The organism is Shewanella sp. DW31, assembly GCF_015767295.1.
Taxonomy (GTDB): domain Bacteria; phylum Pseudomonadota; class Gammaproteobacteria; order Enterobacterales; family Shewanellaceae; genus Shewanella; species Shewanella oncorhynchi.
The window spans coordinates 361,066-380,066 of record NZ_JADWMP020000001.1 but is presented as its reverse complement, the minus strand read 5'-3'; the positions used below and the strand labels follow the sequence as shown (position 1 = coordinate 380,066).

The following is a 19,001-nucleotide window of genomic DNA, read 5'->3' as shown; positions in this document are numbered from 1 at the left end:
AATGACACATTATATTCAAGGCCAGTGGCATGCTGGCAAAGGTCATGACGTGACCTCAATTAACCCTGCCAATGCACAATCTATTTGGACCGGTAAAACGGCCACTGCAGAACAAGTTAATGCCGCCGTTGATGCCGCGCGCGCCGCACAGTTTGATTGGTTTATGTTAGGTTTTGATGCGCGTTTAGCCATAGTTGAAGCGTATCGCAGCCAACTCGAAGCCAATAAAGCGGAACTGGCTGAAACAATTGCCCAAGAAACCGGTAAACCTCAGTGGGAAACCGCGACTGAAGTCGGCGCCATGATAGGCAAAATTGCTTTATCGGCTGCGGCTTACAATAAACGTACGGGCACAGAAGCCAACGATACGCCAGCAGGACGTGCGGTTATCCGCCATAAGCCCCACGGTGTTGTGGCTGTCTTCGGCCCTTACAACTTCCCTGGTCATTTGCCGAACGGCCACATAGTCCCTGCGCTGTTGGCTGGGAATACCGTGATTTTCAAACCTTCAGAGCTCACGCCTAAAGTCGCCGAGTTGATGGTCAGCCTATGGGATAAAGCAGGTCTGCCTGCTGGCGTGCTCAACTTAGTCCAAGGTGAGGTGGATACGGGTAAAGCGCTGGCTTCACACCCGCAGCTCGATGGTCTGTTCTTTACCGGTAGCTCACGCACGGGTCATTTTTTACATCAACAATATGCGGGTCATCCGGGCAAGATTTTAGCACTTGAGATGGGGGGTAATAACCCACTGATCATCAAAGGTGTGCAGGATATTAAGGCCGCAGTGCACGATATTTTGCAGTCGGCTTATATTTCATCTGGCCAACGTTGTACTTGTGCGCGCCGTTTATATGTCGAGCAAGGCGAGCAGGGCGATGCGCTGATTGCCATGTTAGTCGATGCGGTTAAACAGATTAAAGTCGGTCCTTGGAATGCGCAGCCACAACCTTTTATGGGCTCAATGATTTCTGAAACTGCCGCTAAGGGTATGGTTGCGGCGCAGGCGAATCTGTTGAACTTAGGCGGCGTGTCTTTGGTCGAGTTGACCCATCTAGAAGCGGGTACAGGCTTAGTGTCTCCTGGCCTTATCGATGTGACAGCGATCGATGCATTGCCGGACGAAGAATACTTCGGACCTCTGCTACAGCTGGTGCGTTATAGTGATTTCGATCAAGCGATCAAATTGGCTAACCAAACGCGTTACGGCTTGTCTGCGGGATTACTTGCCGATAGCCGTGAAGATTATGATTATTTCCTCGCGCGTATTCGTGCTGGGATTGTTAACTGGAACAAACAAATCACTGGCGCATCGGGCGCGGCACCTTTTGGTGGTGTTGGGGCTTCGGGTAACCACAGAGCGAGTGCTTTCTATGCCGCCGATTACTGTGCTTATCCGGTCGCTTCGGTCGAGGCTGATGCCGTGAGTTTACCCGCGACATTAAGCCCAGGTTTGAGCTTGTAAGCGGGTAGGGATTTGACTTTTATGCGGTAAAGAATATGTGGGAAAGAGGAGGAAGGACTAATGTTCTTCCTTTTTAATAACAAGCAGTGACGTTACTTAAGTTTCTACTGTGGGTATGTGTGACGCTGCAACAGTGGCATTTAGGTCGTTACATTTAGTGTTTGCGGCAAAATAACAGCAATAACCGCAGCACAATAAAAGGAGTTTTTATGCATACCGACATCAACGCGTTATTTGCCGCTCTGTGGCAAGACTATATTCAAATGACCCCTTCAGCGGCAAAAGTGCACGCTTTGTTGGGTCATGGTAAGCCGATCATCAACGACCATATTGCCCTGCGTACTTTCAATATCGCTAAGGTGAATTTGGACGTACTGGCTAAGCATTTCACTTCATTAGGTTATGTACCTTGCGGTGATTATAAGTTTGAACAGAAAAAACTGATCGCTAAGCATTTTGAACATCCAGACTCGACTCAGCCTAAAGTGTTTATCTCTGAGCTGTTAGTTGAAGAATTTAGCCCTGCGCTGCAAGACACCATTCGAGGCTTAATCGCCCAAGTGGATGCTGCAGCGACGACCGCTGACAACTTTATTTACTCAGGCCGTCATTGGTCTTTAGATGCTAAAACCTATCAGGACTTATTAACTGAGAGTGAATATGCAGCTTGGGTAGCGGCTTTTGGTTATCGCGCTAACCATTTCACTGTGTCTATCAATCACCTCGACGGTTTTGAGACTTTAGAGTCAGTGAATGATGCTCTGAAGCAAGCTGGCTTTTTGCTCAATAGTTCAGGTGGCGAGATCAAAGGTTCGCCAGAAGTCTTGTTAGAACAGTCTTCGACTATGGCCGATAAGATTGGTGTTGAATTTACTGACGCGACAGTGGAAATCCCAAGCTGTTTCTATGAGTTTGCACTACGTTATCCTATGGCTAATGGCGAGCTCTACACCGGCTTTGTGGCGGCGTCTGCCGACAAGATTTTTGAAAGCACCAATGTGAATAAAGTCTAACGTCCTCAAATTGCTTTCTGCATAAAAAAAACGCCATCAATTCGATGGCGTTTTTTATGGATATTTCAAACAAGGCATTAAATACGATTGGCATAACCCGGGGCTAGCTAAAGGTCAGCTCGATCCTCAATCCACCTAAGCGAGTGCTGTGATTAAACTGCAGTTCAATCTCGTATTGCTCGGCAATTTCTTTTACTATTGATAATCCTAAACCGTGACCCATCACAGACTCATCAAGCCTTGTTCCTCTTTGTGTGAGCTTATCTAGCTCATCATCAGCAACCCCTGGACCATCATCATCGATACAAAGGCAGAGACGCTCTTGCTGACGCGATAGCTGAATGCTGACTCGGCTCTGGGCCCATTTAAAGGCGTTGTCTAGCAGGTTGCCTAAGAGCTCCATGCCATCTTCCCTGTGAATAGGCAGTCTGAGAATATTGGGATCGAGTTCGAAATCGCATTCAATGGATTTGTTGCGGTGAACCTTATTTAGCGTGTTGGCTAGGCTATGTAAATCCCTAGGGATCACCAATTGCGCAGCAGGAAGCATATCGCCTGTGATCCTTGCCGCCGCCAGTTTGCGCTCGACCATCTTGTGGATAGAATCCAGCTGTTGCTGCAAGGCAATGGCAGTTTCAGGATCTTTGAGGCCAAGAGCTTCAACCTGTTGCTGCATCACGGCAAGTGGCGTTTTGAGCCCATGGCTCAAATTACCTAAGTTATTGCGGCTACGTTCAATTTGCTTGGCTGTGTACTCAAGTAGTTCATTATAGGTTTTTGCTAATGGTTGTACTTCAGGGGGAATATTATTGAGCTCCAGTGCGTTAATTTCCCCTTGTCTTAGCCGAGAAAGTGCGTGCTGTATGTGCTTAACTGGCTTAAAGGATTGACGTAGGATCAAGAATATCCCCGCGATCATAGCAACTAACATCGCCAGATTGACACCAAGCTTAGTGCCATAAACCTCGCTAAACACGCGTCTACCGATACTCAAATCTTGCGCAACGGTTAAGGTGGCGCTAACATTGGCACTGCTGGAATTTAATCCTAGTGATAACAACTGCATATCGTTATTTTTTGGCCCTTTAGCTTGCCAGACGCGGGTTTGATTCGGTGCCAGTGGCTCGATATCTAACTGCATATCCCACAGGGAGCGTGAGCGAATCACTTCATTTGGCAGGTTAAGCTGAAAATAACGGCCTGAATAGGCGGGCTTGTAGAAACTGGAAAGCTGGCTTTGATCTATGCTGATCTCCCCATCGTGGATATGGGTTGCCAGCATGATATGTTCGAGATCTTCTTCTAAGCGATTGATAATAGAGTCGTGGAAGGCCTGACGTAGCATGGACTCAAACAGTATCAGTCCAATTACAGTACCTAACACGAGTAAGCCAGTTAACCATAAACTGAGCTTAGTGCGGATCGAGATCATTCAATAATGCCGTGGAAGATGTAACCTTGGCCGCGACGGGTTTCGATCGTGGTTTTACCCAGTTTCTTGCGTAGATGGGTGACATAAACCTCGACCACATTACTCTCTTTTTCATCGTCAAACTGATAGAGCTTATCGGTTAGCTGCGTCTTAGATAGCAGCTTCTTAGGTGACATGAGGAAGATTTTTAACAGCCTGAATTCCATTGCTGTGAGTTCATACAGTTGCTCGGCCACTTTTACCGTTTGTTCTGCTTCATCTAAAACCACGCCACCATAACTCAATTGTTTACTTGAGGTGTTTAGACGACCATGTGCACGGTGGATTAAAGCTTGGATTCGGGCCAATAATTCCTGTGCGTGGAAAGGTTTACCTAAGTAATCGTCGGCGCCAGCATTAAAACCTTCTACTTTTTCATGCCATTGGCTGCGGGCAGTCAGCATGATAACTGGAGTGCTGATCCCTTGATTTCGCCAGCCTTCGAGCAGTTCGAGGCCGTTGCCATCGGGCAAACCTATGTCTAAGATTACGCAATCGTATTGGGTTTCTTTGATCAGATAATCGGCTTCAAGCGCTTTGTCTGTAATATCGGTTACATAGCCAGCGAGTTTGAGTTGTTTCTCCAGCTCGGTGACTAGCATTGGGTTATCTTCAACGAGTAACAGTTTCATGTTTTCGACATTCGCTCGGTAGTGCTATTGATTGATCGGCTTGACCATTAGTTGCATCAATACTGAGATTAACGATTTGGCCACGCTGAACTTTGATTTGCAAATCATAGCGCCATTTATGATCTTCTTGATAGAGATGAGCATCAATTAGTTCACCTTGGCAAAATTGGTTCACTACGGCGAGTGTACCGTTTAAGGACAATATTTGCCCAGAGTTAACTAACGCCTTGGCTTGATAATGTTCTAATTCAATAGGTTCGGCATGCAAGATTATTGGATGCACCAGCGTGAATAGGCTGAAAAAACAGATTAAAAACAGCCGTTTCATTTGAGCTCCCCAATAAAAAATGGCCTAGAATTTATTCTAGGCCACTTTAATAAGGCAGGCTTAAATCAAGCTGAAGACTAACTTAACGGGTACCGTATACCACGATTGTCTTACCATGAGCTTGGATCAAATTCTGTTCTTCTAACATCTTCAAGATACGACCCACAGTTTCCCGTGAACAGCCAACGATTTGGCCTATCTCTTGACGAGTGATCTTAATCTGCATGCCATCAGGGTGTGTCATAGCATCAGGTTGTTTAGCCAGATGTAATAGAGTTTGAGCAATACGGCCTGCAACGTCTAAGAATGCAAGGTTACCCACTTTCTGGCTGGTACTTTGTAGGCGATAGGCCATTTGTGCAGACAGCTTCATCAGAATTTCAGGGTTAACTTGAATTAACTGTCTGAATTTCTTATATGAAATCTCAGCGATTTCACAAGCTTGCTTAGCACGAACCCAAGCGGTACGTTCGGCTTGTTCTTCAAACAAACCTAGTTCACCGATAAAGTCACCTTGATTCAGATAAGAAAGGATCATCTCCTTACCTTCTTCATCTTTAATCAATACCGCTACAGAACCTTTTACTATGTAATAAAGGGTATCTGAGTCTTCACCAGCATGGATAAGAGTGCTCTTTGCAGGGTACTTATGAATGTGACAGTGTGATAAAAACCATTCCAAAGTTGGATCAGGTTTTGGCTTACCAATCAGAGCCATGTTGGTGTTCCTCGATTGATTAAAACGAAAGTAAGAGTATTCTAAATAAGCATTTTACGTCAATTAAACTCACAAAAACTTGATGGAAGTCTTAGTTTAGAATAAGTGAATAAATGCAATTAACCATCTAAAATTAGAGCTTATTTTGCTACTTTAGTGATTTAAGTCAACTAAATCGGTATGAAACTCGCTGGATTCACTTAACTCTGTCGAGTTAATCACATCTTACCAGTCTATTTCAGCAGTTTTATTATAGATTATGAATAAAATATGCCACTAAATTACACAATAACATGTTTCACTTTTTAAATTTGACATTCCATTTGGCTTAGCTTCCCCCATTATCCTGAGGTTTGTGTGTATTTAGGCTCGACTTATGGGGTTAATTCTGGCTAACTTTGAGGGCAGTTGTTTTTAAGAGAGGTAAGCAAGTGAAATACAGATTATGGGTTTTAGGTGCAGGTTTAAGCTTAACAATAGGGCTGAGCTCTGCGGCGCACGCATTTTCTATCCCGCAGCCAGCAGCTGAACTTGCGGCCAGTAAGTTTGTGCATATTCAGGTGACGGCAGAGCAAGGTGATGCCGATGCCCAATTTTTGCTGGGATTAATGTATCTCTCCGGACGTTTTGTGTCGCAAGAAGTGCCGACTGGATTGCACTGGATCTCACTTGCCGCCGAACAACAACATGAAAAAGCGCAGCAAACCTTAGCGGATCTGTCATTTGAAGGCCAATTGATCAAGCGTGACTTGTCAGTCGCTGAGCATTGGTATAAAGCGTTGAGTGAGCAGGGCAGTCGTTGGGCTCAATTCCGTTTAGGCTTTATTTATGCGTCTGGCGGTGACGGTGTGCAGCGCAACTGCGGTAAAGCGGTCGAGCAATTTTCCCAAGTGGGTGATGATGTTGCTTTGGGCAATGTGGCGTGGATTTTAGCAACTTGTCCCGAAGCAGAATATCGTGATGGCAATAAAGCGGTCGAGTTGTCCTTAAAATTACTCAAAGTGAATGAAAACGATCCTACAAATCTTGATAATTTAGCCGCGGCTTATGCGGAGTTAGGCGATTTTGGTGCTGCTATTTCGACGCAGCAGAAAGCGATCGAAGCGTTGAAAATGAATGCTGAAATGACTAAGACTGATGAGTTTATGCTGCGGTTACAAACCTACGAGCAAAAGCGTGCCTATCGCGAAACCTTACGTTTACTCGAATAGGTATTTCTTCATCATCGCTCTCTAGTTAACTGCTATTTTTATTTTAGTATTGATTCATAAGTTTAAAAATAAAGCCTGAGTGGATACTCGGGCTTTTTGTTTTTGATTAAGGTTAACCGAGTGTCCAAGAATCCAGAATGTGATATTCGACACCCGTGCTTGTGCTTTTTGAATGATATAAATGCAAATTATCGGGCGTTAACGTCAGCGTATTCATACCTTTGAGTTGCAATAAAGCCGACTCATCTAGTGTCCATTGTTTTGCTTTTCTAAATAAACTGATGTGCGGGCAAAAGCTGTGCTCACTCCGATGTAATTGCAGTAGGTCGGCAATTTCTTGCGTCTGTTTAGCTAATTGCGCTAACGGCGGCTCAATATCATCGCCTTTCAAGCAAGATACTTGCGCATTGGGCCATACATCGAGCTGGTTAAGCCGAACGCTAAATCTTGGTTTCACTAAGCGGTCAACCGCATCAAGGAGGGCGATTTTTTGCTCGTTGTTAGCTTGACCCATAAAGCAGAGTGTTAAATGCAGATTGCTGACACTCACCGCTTTCGCCTCTGGATTAAGGTGGCATATCAATTGCTGCTGCAATTCACTTAGATATACCCTTTGACTATCTGTGGGAGCGAAGCCGAGAAATAGCCTTTGTTGCATCGGTTTATCATCCTTTTGGAGCGCTTAATATGGATTATCTCAGCGAACACTTTGACGTTAAGCGCATTTGAGCGTTAATCTAGCTGTTGAATTTATCAGCTAATTTGTGACTCAAGCAGACGTTTAATTTACTGTGAGCCTATACTTAATGCACGTCGATAATACCTTAAATGGATTTTTAGGTAAGGAAGAGACTTTTCATGTCAGTAGGTTTAGCTAATCCACTCCAACAGGCTTTGGTCAGTATTTTTAGTGAATCCCCGCTAGAAACCTTAGAGCAGAATGTTGACAGAGCGCTTGAGACTATTACTTTGCAACTGCATTGTGACGGGGTATTTGTATTAACCGGAAGCCAGTCACTGGATCGTTTACGCACGCGTAATCTGTATTTAAAACCTCAATTTGCCCAAGGCCAACAAACCCGAGTCTGGCCCTTGGCACGAATGCCATTTTTTCGCTCTCTTGTCCGTACTCCGCGTCTATTAAATCTGGCTGATGTGAATACCTTACCTGCCGATGCTCAGGCTGAGCGGGCTTTATTAAGGGATTGGGACGTCAAGAGTCTATTAGTATTGCCGCCAGTCGTGTTTGGCGAAACTCGTATTGCCTTGGGGGCCGTTAATTGCTCCGAATGTTGTGAATGGAGCGAAGAGTTTATAAGTGAGTTTAATCACGCCGCTGTGATGATTGGCTCTGCGATGGAATTGACGCGTATTGCTTTAAGCATGCTTGCCAGTGAACATAAATACTGTGAAGTATTCAACCAGTTGCCCTTAGCCTGCGCCTTGTTAGATAAGCATGATCAATTGACTATGCTGAATAAAGTCGCTCTGCAAACCCTGCCAATTCAACATGGCTATGATTTATTCGACATGGTGCGTGAGGAAGAGCACGCCATGCTAACCGATACCTTACATGTGGTACGAGAAGGCGTGCTCGGCCAAGCTTGGTGTGAATTACCTTTAAAATCAATTCATCAATTAACTTGGTTGAAACTGAGTTTTAGCCAGATTAGCGGCGATAAAGATACTTTAGTCATGATTGCCGAAGATGTCAGTGAAAAGTACCGCTTAGCCGATGAGTTATCCTTCCATGCCAATTATGATGCACTTACGGGTTTACCTAATCGGCTACATTTCGAAGCCCTATTAGAAAACCTACTACATGCCCACGACGATATGCCTATTTGCGTGGCATTTCTCGATTTAGACCAATTCCAAGTCATTAACAATATCAGTGGCCATCAGGCGGGCGATAAGCTGCTTTGCCAAGTCGCATTACGTTTGAAACAGCTCGTACGTAAAGGCGATATTGTTGCCCGTTTAGGGGGCGATGAGTTTGGTATCCTGATGCATTACTGCAATGTGGACTCTGCGAAACAGATTGCTAAGCGGATTTGTACCCAGTTAGCAAATCATGAGTTTATTTGGGAAAGTCGTAGTCACAATGTCAGTGTTAGTATGGGGATTGCTAGGCTAGATAAAAAATCCGCCGATATTTATACCGTCATGAGTCAAGCTGACGCTGCTTGTCGATTAGCGAAGGATCAAGGCCGAAATGGCTGGCATTTATACAGTGCGAGCGATCCTAAAATGAACCGTCTCTACACCGAGATGATGGCCTCTGTTGATATCGTCGGCGCACTCGCGTTAAACCAATTCGAGCTTTATTTTCAAAGCATAGTGCCGTTAAACCGCGAGGAAACTGGCTTACATTTAGAGATCCTACTGCGTATGGTGCAGACTAACGGCACTATAGTGTCTCCAGCTATCTTCTTACCCGCCGCCGAGCGATACAACTTGGCTTCTAAGGTTGATCTTTGGGTGATCGATAATTTGCTCAAGTGGGGTGGTAGTCATTTAGATATTTGGCAGCAATTGGATCTTGTGTCTGTGAATCTGTCGGCAACTTCTTTGGGCGATCATGAGTTTATGAATTGGCTAGAAATGCGCTTGATGGCCGAACCTGAGCTGGTGGATAAGCTTTGCATCGAGATCACAGAAACCGCGGCTGTGAGTCAGCTCGATCAAGCGACAAAGCTACTCGAGATACTTCGTCCGCTCAATTGTAAATTAGCCCTCGATGATTTTGGTGCAGGCTTTTCTAGCTTTGCTTACCTTAAGCGCCTCAATGTGGATTTTGTAAAGGTTGATGGCCAATTTGTCGTCAATATTTGCGAAGACTCTGCGGATCAGGCGATCGTAAAATCCATCTGCCAACTTGGTCAAGATATGGGGTTTGATGTGGTTGCTGAATTTGTCGAATCCCAAGAAATAGGGTGGAAATTGCAAGCCTTAGGCGTCGACTATGCTCAAGGTTACGCCATCAATAAACCGATACGCTTAGCTGAACTACAGTCAGGGCTCAGTCAACCTTGGCTCGAAAAGCGTGAGATTTTTGCTCCCTATCCACAGCTGTAATCTTGGGCATGGCAGCCTTTAGCTGTTACTTATGTCAGCACTGACTTGATAATGTTTGCTGTGAAATGGTACTCAAAGCCGATTGTTAGTACACTGACGCCCTGTCTTGGCCGCTGATGTCTTTTTCTTGAACTCTCTACCTATTCATAGCTTATTAGCACCGCTGCGCGCGGCTTTTTCTCGTCACGCTCAAGTGATCCTCGAGGCACCGACAGGTGCGGGTAAATCAACGGCGTTACCTTTGGCTATGTTGGATTGGCCAGAAATCAGCGGACGCATTTTAATGCTCGAACCGCGGCGTGTCGCGGCGCGTAGTGTGGCGCACTATATTGCCAGCTGTCGCCAGCAAAAGGTGGGGCAAGAAGTCGGCTATCGCGTCCGCGGTGAAGCTAAAATCAGCGCTAATACCCGTTTAGAAATTGTCACCGAAGGCATACTGACGCGAATGATCCAACAAGATCCCGAGTTAACTGGGATTGGAATGATCATCTTCGATGAAATTCATGAACGTCACCTCACCACAGATTTAGGTCTTGCCCTAGCGCTCGAAGTGCAAGCTTCACTGCGGGACGATTTAAAGATATTAGCTATGTCAGCGACTCTATCTGGTCTTGCCTTAGCTGAACTCATGCCAGAAGCGGTGACCTTGCACTGCGAAGGCCGGAGTTTTCCTGTCGACATCGAATATCGCCCTGTGCCAACTCAGCAGCATTGGATCGATCACCTCGGCCGCTGCGTGCTCGAACTGGTCTCGGCCAGCAGCAGTGCCAGTGTTGATAAAACGGCTGCCAATAATGCCGTGCTTGTGTTTTTACCCGGTAAAGGGGAGATCTTACGATTACAGCAGTTTTTGCGCGAGCGCTTAGCGGACGATGCCTTTTTGATTTGCCCTCTTTATGGTGAACTTTCAGGTGCCGAGCAAGATAGCGCGATCGCTGCAACTATAGATGGCAGGCGCAAAATCGTGCTAGCGACTAACGTGGCGGAATCGAGTTTAACTATTGAAGACATAGGGTTTGTCATCGACTGTGGCTATAAACGACAAGCGAGTTTTAACCCTAAAACCGGTGTCACTCGCTTAGGCTTGAAACGTATAAGCCAAGCCTCCGCAACTCAGCGCAGTGGTCGCGCCGGGCGTTTATCAGCGGGCGTGTGCGTGCGTTTGTGGAGCCAAGAAGAACATGGCCGCATGCTCAGGGCTGATGAACCCGAGATCAGCCAAGCGGATCTGGTGGCTATGGCCCACGATTGTGCTTACTGGGGCGCAAAATCCTTTAGCGACTTGATGTTGTTAACGCCGCCACCAAGTGTGCATGAGGCGCTGGCGTGGAAACTGTTACAAGATTTAGGCATGGTCGATACTCAAAATAAACTCACTCCCCACGGTAAAGCGGCCTACGAGCTAGGGTGTCACCCAAGGCTTGCACATATGTTATTGGGCGCAAAAAGTTTGGGCGCAAACAATGGGGGAGTCAATAATGCTAACGAACAAGCAACGCAATTGGGCAGTTTGGCCTGCTTGTTGTCGGGGGTTTTAGAGGCGCGCGGTTTGCCTAAAAAGGGCGCCGATATCATGAATTACCTGCACTTTACCTGTCATGGACAAGCTGGGCAACAGGCAAAACAGTGGCAGAAAAAACTAGGATTAGCGGCGGATTTGTCTAAGATAGCGACCCATGCACACCACAGCGATGTGGGGTTGTTATTAGCACTTGCTTATCCGGATCGTATCGCTAAAGCCCGCGGTGTTGAGGGCTACCAATTAGCCAATGGTACTGGCGTCGTGCTCGCAGCCGAAGATGCATTGGCACAAACTCCGTGGATGGTGGTGGCGGATTTTCAAGAAACTGAAGGCAGAAACGCTGGGCGGATTTACTTAGCGAGTCAGCTTCAGCCAAGCTTGTTCGACGGCGAGCTCAAAGGTTTGCTGGACATTCATGAGATATGTGGCTGGGATGAAGCTAAAGGTCGAGTGATTGCGCAGCGCCAATACAAGGTCGGACAAATTTTAGTAAAAACCGAGACGATTGCTAAGCCTGAACGTAAGCAAATTGTCGCGGCCTTACTGGGCTATATTCGCCAGCAAGGATTACAAATCCTCAATTGGAACGCTAACTTAGAACAGTTTCAACACAGGATCAAACTGGCAACTGAGTTCGACGTGGGCAGTGACTGGCCCAAGGTTGATGATGAAGCATTATTAGCGAGCCTAGAAACTTGGCTGGCGCCTTACCTCGAAAATGTGAATAATCTGCCGCAATTAGTTAAGCTTGATTACTTTGGTTTTGTGGCAAACTGTTTGAGCTGGCAGCAGAAACAGCGACTTGACGAGTTATTGCCAACCTCTTGGCCGTTAGTGACCGGTACCTCTGCGCCAATAGCATACGACGAGTCTGGGCGTGCGCTACTGCGTGTACGTCTGCAAGAAACCTTTGGCATGGCGCAGAGTCCTATGTTGGCGCAGGGTAAACTAAAGGTGACGATGGAATTACTCTCTCCGGCCCAGCGCCCATTAGCCTTGACGGCAGATTTAGCCAGCTTTTGGCAGGGACCTTATGTGGAAGTTAAGAAGGAAATGCGCGGTCGATATCCAAAACATCTGTGGCCAGACGATCCTGTGAATACACTGCCGACAAAATTTACCAAGAAGAAAACCTTGGGTTTAGCTCAGCCCTAGCACCACGCCGCTGGTTTTATAACATTTTGTTATGAAGCACTTTGATTCGCACCACGTTAGCTTTGTGCCTATGGCTGATGTCTTTAAATGCATGAATGATGAAGTAGATATGACAACTAAGACGACAAAAAAATCACCCGCTTCCCGTCGGGCTAATCATGGCCGCGGTTTATTTCGACGAATTTGGTCTATCAGTTGGAAATTAGGCTTGGCTGGATTAGCTGTAGTGACTTTCTACAGCATTTATCTTGATCAAATTATTGCGCAAAAATTTGAAGGCCAAAAATGGCATTTGCCAGCGCAGGTGTTTAGTCGTTCTATGGCGCTGTACCCCGGTGCGGCAGTCAGCCATCCGCAAATGATGGCTGAGCTTAAGTTGCTCGGCTATCGCAAAGTCGCTAACCCACGCCAAGTGGGAGAGTTTTCGGCATCGAGCACTCGTATTGAATTGTGGCGTCGGCCGTTTTTGCATCCAGAAGGCGATCAAGTCGAACAAAGAGTCATGATCAGCTTTGACAGCAATGGCATCAGTTCGGTCACTCGAGTCTCAGACAAGCGTCAACTCGCCATATTCCACCTTGAGCCTGTATTGCTCGACCGCATTATTACTGGCGATGGTGAAGACAGGCTGTTTGTGCCGACCGAAGAAATGCCGAAGTCGATTGTGCAGGCGTTACTGCTGGTGGAAGATCGTAGTTTTTATGAACACCATGGTGTGAATCCCTTCGCGATTGCGCGCGCGGCTTTTGTGAACATCAGCGCCGGTCGCACTGTGCAAGGTGGCTCGACGTTAACTCAGCAGTTAGCGAAAAACTTTTTCCTTTCGAGTGAGCGTTCCTTGCTGCGTAAGGTTCGCGAAGCCTTAATGGCGGTCATTATTGATTTTCGTTACAGCAAAGACGAAATCCTCGAAGCGTATCTTAACGAAGTGTATATGGGGCAGGATAAATCCCGCGCCGTCCATGGTATGGGGTTGGCCTCACGTTTCTATTTCGGCCGTCCTATCAGTGAGTTGACTATCTCCCAGCAGGCATTCTTAGTGGCTGCGATTAAGGGACCGTCTTACTACAATCCATGGAAATATCCGGATCGTATTCAAGAACGCCGTGATCTGGTATTGCGCTTGTTAATGGATGCGGGGGATTTAACCACGGCGGAGTACAAGGTGGCGGTAGAGTCACCCTTAGGGATCCGTAATCTGAATAAACCAGCACATCAAAAATTACCTTCTTTCTTCGCCTTGGTAAAACAGGAAGTGAACGAGCGTTATGGCGATGCGCTATTGAAGCAATCTGGGGTGAAAATCTATACCACGCTTGATCCTATGGCCCAAGAAGCCGCCGAAATTGCGGTGACTCAAACCCTCAAGAGCTTAGATAAGAGCAATAAATCATTGCAGATTGGTATGGTCGTGACCGACAAATACACGGGCGGTATCGCGGCTATGGTCGGCGATAAAACCCCAGGATTTGATGGCTTTAACCGCGCAGTTGAAATTCGTCGTCCTATTGGCTCGTTAATTAAGCCTTTTGTGTATGCTACGGCTTTGGCACCTAATAGCCAATTTACCTTAGCGACTCCTCTTAAAGATCAACCTATTACCTTAAAAAGCGAGCAAGGTAAGACATGGTCACCACAAAACTTTGATAAGAAGTTCAGTGGTCAGGTGCCTTTGTTAACGGCATTGAAAAAGTCGATGAACGTACCGACGGTAAATCTTGGAATTGCTGTGGGTGTGGATGCGGTCGCCACAACATTGGCTAAATCGGGTTGGCAGGAGCCGTTAAACGAGTATCCCTCCATGTTACTCGGCGCCGTCAATGGCTCGCCATTAATGGTAGCGCAAGTGTACCAAACCTTAGCTGATAGCGGTGTTTACCGTAAGTTAACCACAGTGACCGCTGTGCTAGATTCTGATAAGAACCCATTGCCAGTGACGCGATTGCCTAAAGAGCAAGCTATAGCACCTGAGACAGATTTCTTAATTCAATTTGCTATGCAGCAAGTGGTGAATACGGGAACGGCGACGCGTTTAGGTAATGCTTTCCCTGGCGTTGGACTTGCGGGTAAGACTGGCACCAGTAACGACAGCCGCGACTCTTGGTTTGCGGGCTTTGATGAGCGTAATGTCGCCGCCATTTGGGTTGGTCGTGACGATAACGGCAAAACCAGTTTGTATGGTAGCAGTGGCGCCATGGCCGTATATCTTGCCTTCTTAAAGGAACGTCCACCTATTAGTCTGCGCTCAATTCCAGTGAACGGCGTAGTGAAGGGCTTTTTTGACCGAGATACAGGTGTGGCTAAGGAATCCACTTGCAGCAATGTCGATGCGCTTCCGGCATTAGCTGCGACCTATCGTCCAGTGAATAACTGCGGCGACCCTTTGCAGTGGTGGCAGAAAATTTTCTAGGTTAATAGGGTCGATAATGGGCCAATAACGCACTTATGCGTTGGATATAAAACCTTTTAGTCAGTAGAACCTGTGCCGATGGAAGTGGTGTGATCGAGGGCAAACTCGGGGCGCCAATCTTCCCTTTGCACGGGACGTTAATCCAAAGTGAGAAATGACATGTTTAAAACCGCTGCCGCTGTGCATATTTTAGTGAAACACAAAGAACAGGCTGAGGATATTGTTAAGCAGCTGAATAATGGTGCTAATTTTGCTGTGCTCGCTAAGCGTTTTTCCTCTTGCCCTTCGGCCAAAAAAGGTGGCGATTTAGGCGAGTTCAAAAAAGGCCAAATGGTGCCACAGTTCGATAAGGTTGCATTTTCAGGTGAATTACTGGTGCCACATATAGTGAAAACTAAGTTTGGCTGGCATGTGGTTAAAGTGCTGTATCGCACTTAATACCCCAGTAATAAGCGCATCTTCACCGAACGTTATTTTCGACTAATCAAATAGATTGGAAGATTAGGGAGCGATCAGCATGAAATTTAGTTTTAACACCGAAGATGCGAGTCAAGTTTGCGTAGGAGCTTTTGCCCTTGCGGTCCCCGTTGCATTTTCTGAGGAAGCGTGGCATCTCGGTGAGACTTTACCTTTATTGAATATCGGTATGCTTTTTAGTTTATCGCTGCTCTTTCTTGGGGTATTCACCTATCACAGCGTGTTCCAACAGAATATTGCTTCCCGCGTTCCTGTGTTTATTTTTCGTATCGTGGTGGCGTATTTGCTCACTGCCCTCGTGGTTTTCCTCGTGCTACTTTGCCTCGATAAAGTGCCATTTTTTGAGGACCCACTAACCTCTATAAAACGGATCATAGTGATCACTATGCCAGCCTCTATGGGCGCTATTGTTGTGGATAGTTTTGATAAAGAATGACACTGTTTCGCTAAATCTCATGACTTTTGTCACTGGTTGATTGCGGTTGTCTTGCGCATACTTATTTCCATGTTCTGACTTTGACATTGATTAAGCGTCATAAGCAGATCTAAATTTTGAGCTTGATAACGATAACGCCAATAGATAAAGGAAATGACTATGAACACTGGTGCCCTCGCTTTACTTATCCCAATATTTGCAATTGTTGGCGGATATGTGGTCGCTATAATGAAAATTCGCAACAAACAAGGTGTGTCGACGCGTGAGCAAGTGGCCGAAAACCAAGCTTTTCAGACCGAGTTAGCCATCCTTCGTCAGCGTATCGAAGTGCTAGAGCAGTTAGCCACTGACGATGGTTTTCAGTTAAAGCGTGAATTTAAAAAGGTCTAACGATTTATTCCTTGGCTTATCGGTGGCTAGGCAATACTTACGTTTTAGATGTTATTTGTTCTGACAAGGTATTGCTCGCCAAACGATAAATGATGTTGAGTTATTTTAAATGAGTCACGAGTGATGAAAACGGCCTTATTTTGCTAACATTTCTGCGGCATTATCGGCTGTTATATGTCGCGTCATCATGCTATACAGGCTCTATCTTGCATAAAATTCCGCCTAATATCTGCAGAATAAACCTGAAACGTCAACAGATCCTGATACCCCTGTCATTTGTTTGGCTTTACAAATGTGGGCAGGGTGTTACTTTGTACGCCTTACGTGGGTCAAGTCATCGGGTGAGTTAAATACCTATTTTAAGGTAGACTCGTGATAATTTTGTTATCCATCCCTGTATTGAGTTATTACAAATAGAGTTTATATGTTTCTAGCGCCTTATTTTTCTAAGCAAAATCAAGCTATTTCCGTTTCAGCACAACAAGCCAGTGACTTCGCGAAGAAAATTGCGCAGGACTTTAATCCTATCCACGATGTGGGGGCAAAACGCTTTTGCGTACCGGGAGATTTACTGTTTGCCCTAGTATTGACTCAATATGGTTTGAGCCAGAGTATGAAGTTTAGCTTTGCGGGTATGGTGGGTGATAGCGTCGAACTGCAATTCCCTGAACAAGTGAGCGAGAGTTTTTCGATTCGCGATAGTCGTGAAAAAACCTATCTTAATGTTAGCCGTCATGGCGATGTGAGTTGTTGCGATGCGCAGACCGAATCCTTTATTCGTCAATATGTTGCTTTCTCTGGGCATAACTTTATCGATATTCTGATCCCTTTGATGAAACAACATCAAGTGATGATCAACCCAGAACGGCCTTTAGTGATTTACGAAAGTATGTCGTTTGACTTAACCACCCTCGATTTTGTACAAGTGATCTTATCACTCGTTGGTCAAGATTTAAAAATCGACGGTAAACGTGGCGATGTGACATTGCACTTTGAATTACACAGTGGCGACACTTTAGTTGGCACAGGTATCAAAACCTTAGTGATGAGTGGATTACGTGCTTACGATGAGGTTCTTGTACAGCAAATGCGCGCCACTTATGAAGGTCGTAAAACTGATTATTGATTGACGTAAAAGCAATAGGTTGGCGTTTTGTCTTTTAGATAAAGCGCCATGCAATCCCTGATAGCGCGATTAAATGTTAGCAATTAATTGTTATTGACTGATAGCTGCGACACGATTGCTGAGACGTTTTCCGCGCCGCTACGTATTTCTCCCATCACCAATGTTACCTCCGCTAACTGTTGTTTTCCTTCCAGTGCAATACCTTCAACTTCGTTCATCATGCTAGTTGCACTTGTGGTGAGTTGTGTATTTTTAGTGACGACGGCGGCAATCTCACTGGTTGATTTACTGGTTCTGGAAGCAAGCTGCCTCACTTCATCGGCGACAACGGCAAAACCTCGGCCTTGTTCCCCCGCTCGTGCGGCCTCAATTGCGGCATTTAATGCCAGTAAATTAGTTTGATCGGCAATCGAACTAATGGTCGCGACTATGGCTTGAATACTTTGAGATTGTTCATTGAGTTGAGTTATCGCCAAGGTCGCTTTATGGGTTTGCTCGGCAATAGCATTAGAGGTATTTACCGTCGCATTGAGTAAATGTACGCCTTGTTCTGCTTGCTCGACGGTACGTTGTGACGTGGTCAGTGCAATATTGGCGGCTTCACGTACAGCGTGGCTTTGCTCGATCCGCTTGCTGATATCGCTCGCAAATTTAATTACTTTAACCACTTTACCTTGCTCATCCATAATAGGATTGTATGCCGCTTCTAACCAAATCGAATCGCCATAAGCATTTTTACGTTCAAAGAGACCGCTGCTATATCGACCTTGCTTTAGATCGTCCCAAAAGTGTGGATTTTGTCGATAAAACTCATCAAAACAGAAAATACGATGGTGTTTACCAATAATCTGCTCTTTGCTAAAGCCCATTGTCTTTAAGAAGTTAGTATTGGCTTTCAAAATCGTGCCATCGGTAGTGAATTCAATAATGGCTTGCGAGCGATTCAAGGCATTAAAAATGGCCGCTTGGTCGTCAAGTTGGTGCTTATCTTGGGTGATATCAGAGGCTGTTTTCATTATTTTAACGACTTTACCTGCCTGTTTTATGGGGAAGTAAGTGGCTCTAAGCCAGATCTCTTGGCCATTTTTATTCACTCGTGCAAAATTGCCTTCCTGTGGATGACCTGCTTTTAGACTGCTCCAAAATTGCTGGTAGGTAGCAGAATTACCATAAGCCGCCGAGCAAAACAGCTTGTGATGTTGGCCTACGACTTCATTAAGTGAATAACCTACCGTTTTTAAAAACAACGCATTAGCATCGAGAATTATTCCATCAGGCGTAAATTCTACTGTGGCAATACTGTGTTTAATCGAGTCGATGATCGACTCTGCCTCTTGGCGTTTGCTTTCGCTCACTTCAAGGCTTTTACGTAATGAAGAGTTGAACACTGAGATACTCCTGATGAGTCTAACTGACTCAAAAACTGCAGTTCTTTATTGAAAGCTCGATATTTCGAGCTAGATATACTGATAAATATAGCTGTGATTTTAATATGTGGTTTATTTCTATGAAACGCGTGATCGGGATCTATATACCTAAATTGAGTAAAAAAGATCACTATTCCTCGGTTTA

16 protein-coding genes are annotated in these 19,001 nt (G+C 45.6%); 10 read left to right on the top strand and 6 right to left on the bottom strand.

From position 1 onward, the window contains the following. The first annotated feature begins 1 nt into the window (after position 1). Both astD and GWI56_RS01585 read left to right on the top strand, forming a co-directional pair. The gene (gene astD, locus GWI56_RS01590) at positions 2–1,462 is read left to right on the top strand and encodes a succinylglutamate-semialdehyde dehydrogenase (protein ID WP_173247537.1); all 1,461 of its coding nucleotides are present in this window, start codon (positions 2–4) and stop codon (positions 1,460–1,462) included. 209 nt (positions 1,463–1,671) lie between these two features. Next, a complete protein-coding gene (locus GWI56_RS01585) occupies positions 1,672–2,475 on the top strand; it encodes a DUF1338 domain-containing protein (protein ID WP_173247534.1) in 804 nt (267 codons plus the stop codon). A 103-nt stretch (positions 2,476–2,578) separates the two neighbouring features. Here the strand turns inward: GWI56_RS01585 and GWI56_RS01580 are convergent, their stop codons facing one another. The 4 genes from GWI56_RS01580 to crp all read right to left on the bottom strand — a co-directional run bounded on the left by GWI56_RS01580 (position 2,579) and on the right by crp (position 5,624). After that, positions 2,579–3,907 (bottom strand): ATP-binding protein, encoded by a 1,329-nt coding sequence (locus GWI56_RS01580; RefSeq protein ID WP_131523982.1) that lies wholly within the window; start codon positions 3,905–3,907, stop codon positions 2,579–2,581. Beyond that, the gene (locus GWI56_RS01575) at positions 3,904–4,578 is read right to left on the bottom strand and encodes a response regulator transcription factor (protein ID WP_131523983.1); all 675 of its coding nucleotides are present in this window, start codon (positions 4,576–4,578) and stop codon (positions 3,904–3,906) included. Before GWI56_RS01575 ends, GWI56_RS01580 begins: the two co-directional genes overlap by 4 nt. After that, the gene (locus GWI56_RS01570) at positions 4,559–4,906 is read right to left on the bottom strand and encodes a hypothetical protein (RefSeq protein WP_105250261.1); all 348 of its coding nucleotides are present in this window, start codon (positions 4,904–4,906) and stop codon (positions 4,559–4,561) included. The genes GWI56_RS01575 and GWI56_RS01570 overlap by 20 nt, the downstream gene beginning before the upstream one ends. 82 nt (positions 4,907–4,988) lie before the next feature. Beyond that, positions 4,989–5,624 (bottom strand): cAMP-activated global transcriptional regulator CRP, encoded by a 636-nt coding sequence (crp, locus tag GWI56_RS01565; RefSeq protein WP_006080082.1) that lies wholly within the window; start codon positions 5,622–5,624, stop codon positions 4,989–4,991. A 431-nt stretch (positions 5,625–6,055) separates the two neighbouring features. Between crp and GWI56_RS01560 the strand changes: the two genes are divergently transcribed. Then, the gene (locus GWI56_RS01560; protein WP_105250260.1) at positions 6,056–6,835 is read left to right on the top strand and encodes a tetratricopeptide repeat protein; all 780 of its coding nucleotides are present in this window, start codon (positions 6,056–6,058) and stop codon (positions 6,833–6,835) included. A gap of 112 nt (positions 6,836–6,947) precedes the next feature. On the opposite strand, the gene thpR is transcribed toward GWI56_RS01560, so the two are convergent. After that, positions 6,948–7,493 carry an RNA 2',3'-cyclic phosphodiesterase gene (gene thpR, locus GWI56_RS01555; protein ID WP_198571946.1) on the bottom strand — a complete coding sequence of 182 codons (546 nt, stop codon included), beginning with the start codon at positions 7,491–7,493 and terminating at the stop codon, positions 6,948–6,950. Positions 7,494–7,693: 200 nt separating this feature from the next. On the opposite strand from thpR, the gene GWI56_RS01550 reads away from it, so the two are divergent. From GWI56_RS01550 to GWI56_RS01520, 7 genes are all read left to right on the top strand, one after another. Then, entirely contained in the window at positions 7,694–9,913 is a 2,220-nt protein-coding gene (locus tag GWI56_RS01550; RefSeq protein ID WP_198571945.1) for an EAL domain-containing protein, read from the top strand. A 127-nt stretch (positions 9,914–10,040) separates the two neighbouring features. Continuing rightward, entirely contained in the window at positions 10,041–12,590 is a 2,550-nt protein-coding gene (hrpB, locus tag GWI56_RS01545; RefSeq protein ID WP_198571944.1) for an ATP-dependent helicase HrpB, read from the top strand. A gap of 91 nt (positions 12,591–12,681) precedes the next feature. Further along, positions 12,682–15,000, top strand: a complete 2,319-nt coding sequence (gene mrcB, locus GWI56_RS01540) for a penicillin-binding protein 1B (RefSeq protein ID WP_198572030.1) — start codon at positions 12,682–12,684, stop codon at positions 14,998–15,000. 159 nt (positions 15,001–15,159) lie between these two features. Continuing rightward, entirely contained in the window at positions 15,160–15,438 is a 279-nt protein-coding gene (locus GWI56_RS01535) for a peptidylprolyl isomerase (RefSeq protein ID WP_006084190.1), read from the top strand. Between the two features lie 79 nt (positions 15,439–15,517). Continuing rightward, positions 15,518–15,913, top strand: coding sequence for a DUF2391 family protein (locus GWI56_RS01530; protein WP_105250257.1), 396 nt, complete (start codon positions 15,518–15,520; stop codon positions 15,911–15,913). A 159-nt stretch (positions 15,914–16,072) separates the two neighbouring features. Further along, positions 16,073–16,303 (top strand): hypothetical protein, encoded by a 231-nt coding sequence (locus GWI56_RS01525; RefSeq protein ID WP_105250256.1) that lies wholly within the window; start codon positions 16,073–16,075, stop codon positions 16,301–16,303. A gap of 424 nt (positions 16,304–16,727) precedes the next feature. Then, a complete protein-coding gene (locus GWI56_RS01520; RefSeq protein ID WP_198571943.1) occupies positions 16,728–17,429 on the top strand; it encodes a DUF3581 domain-containing protein in 702 nt (233 codons plus the stop codon). Positions 17,430–17,512: 83 nt separating this feature from the next. On the opposite strand, the gene GWI56_RS21780 is transcribed toward GWI56_RS01520, so the two are convergent. After that, positions 17,513–18,817 carry a PAS domain-containing methyl-accepting chemotaxis protein gene (locus tag GWI56_RS21780; RefSeq protein ID WP_168827655.1) on the bottom strand — a complete coding sequence of 435 codons (1,305 nt, stop codon included), beginning with the start codon at positions 18,815–18,817 and terminating at the stop codon, positions 17,513–17,515. Positions 18,818–19,001 lie beyond the last annotated feature (184 nt).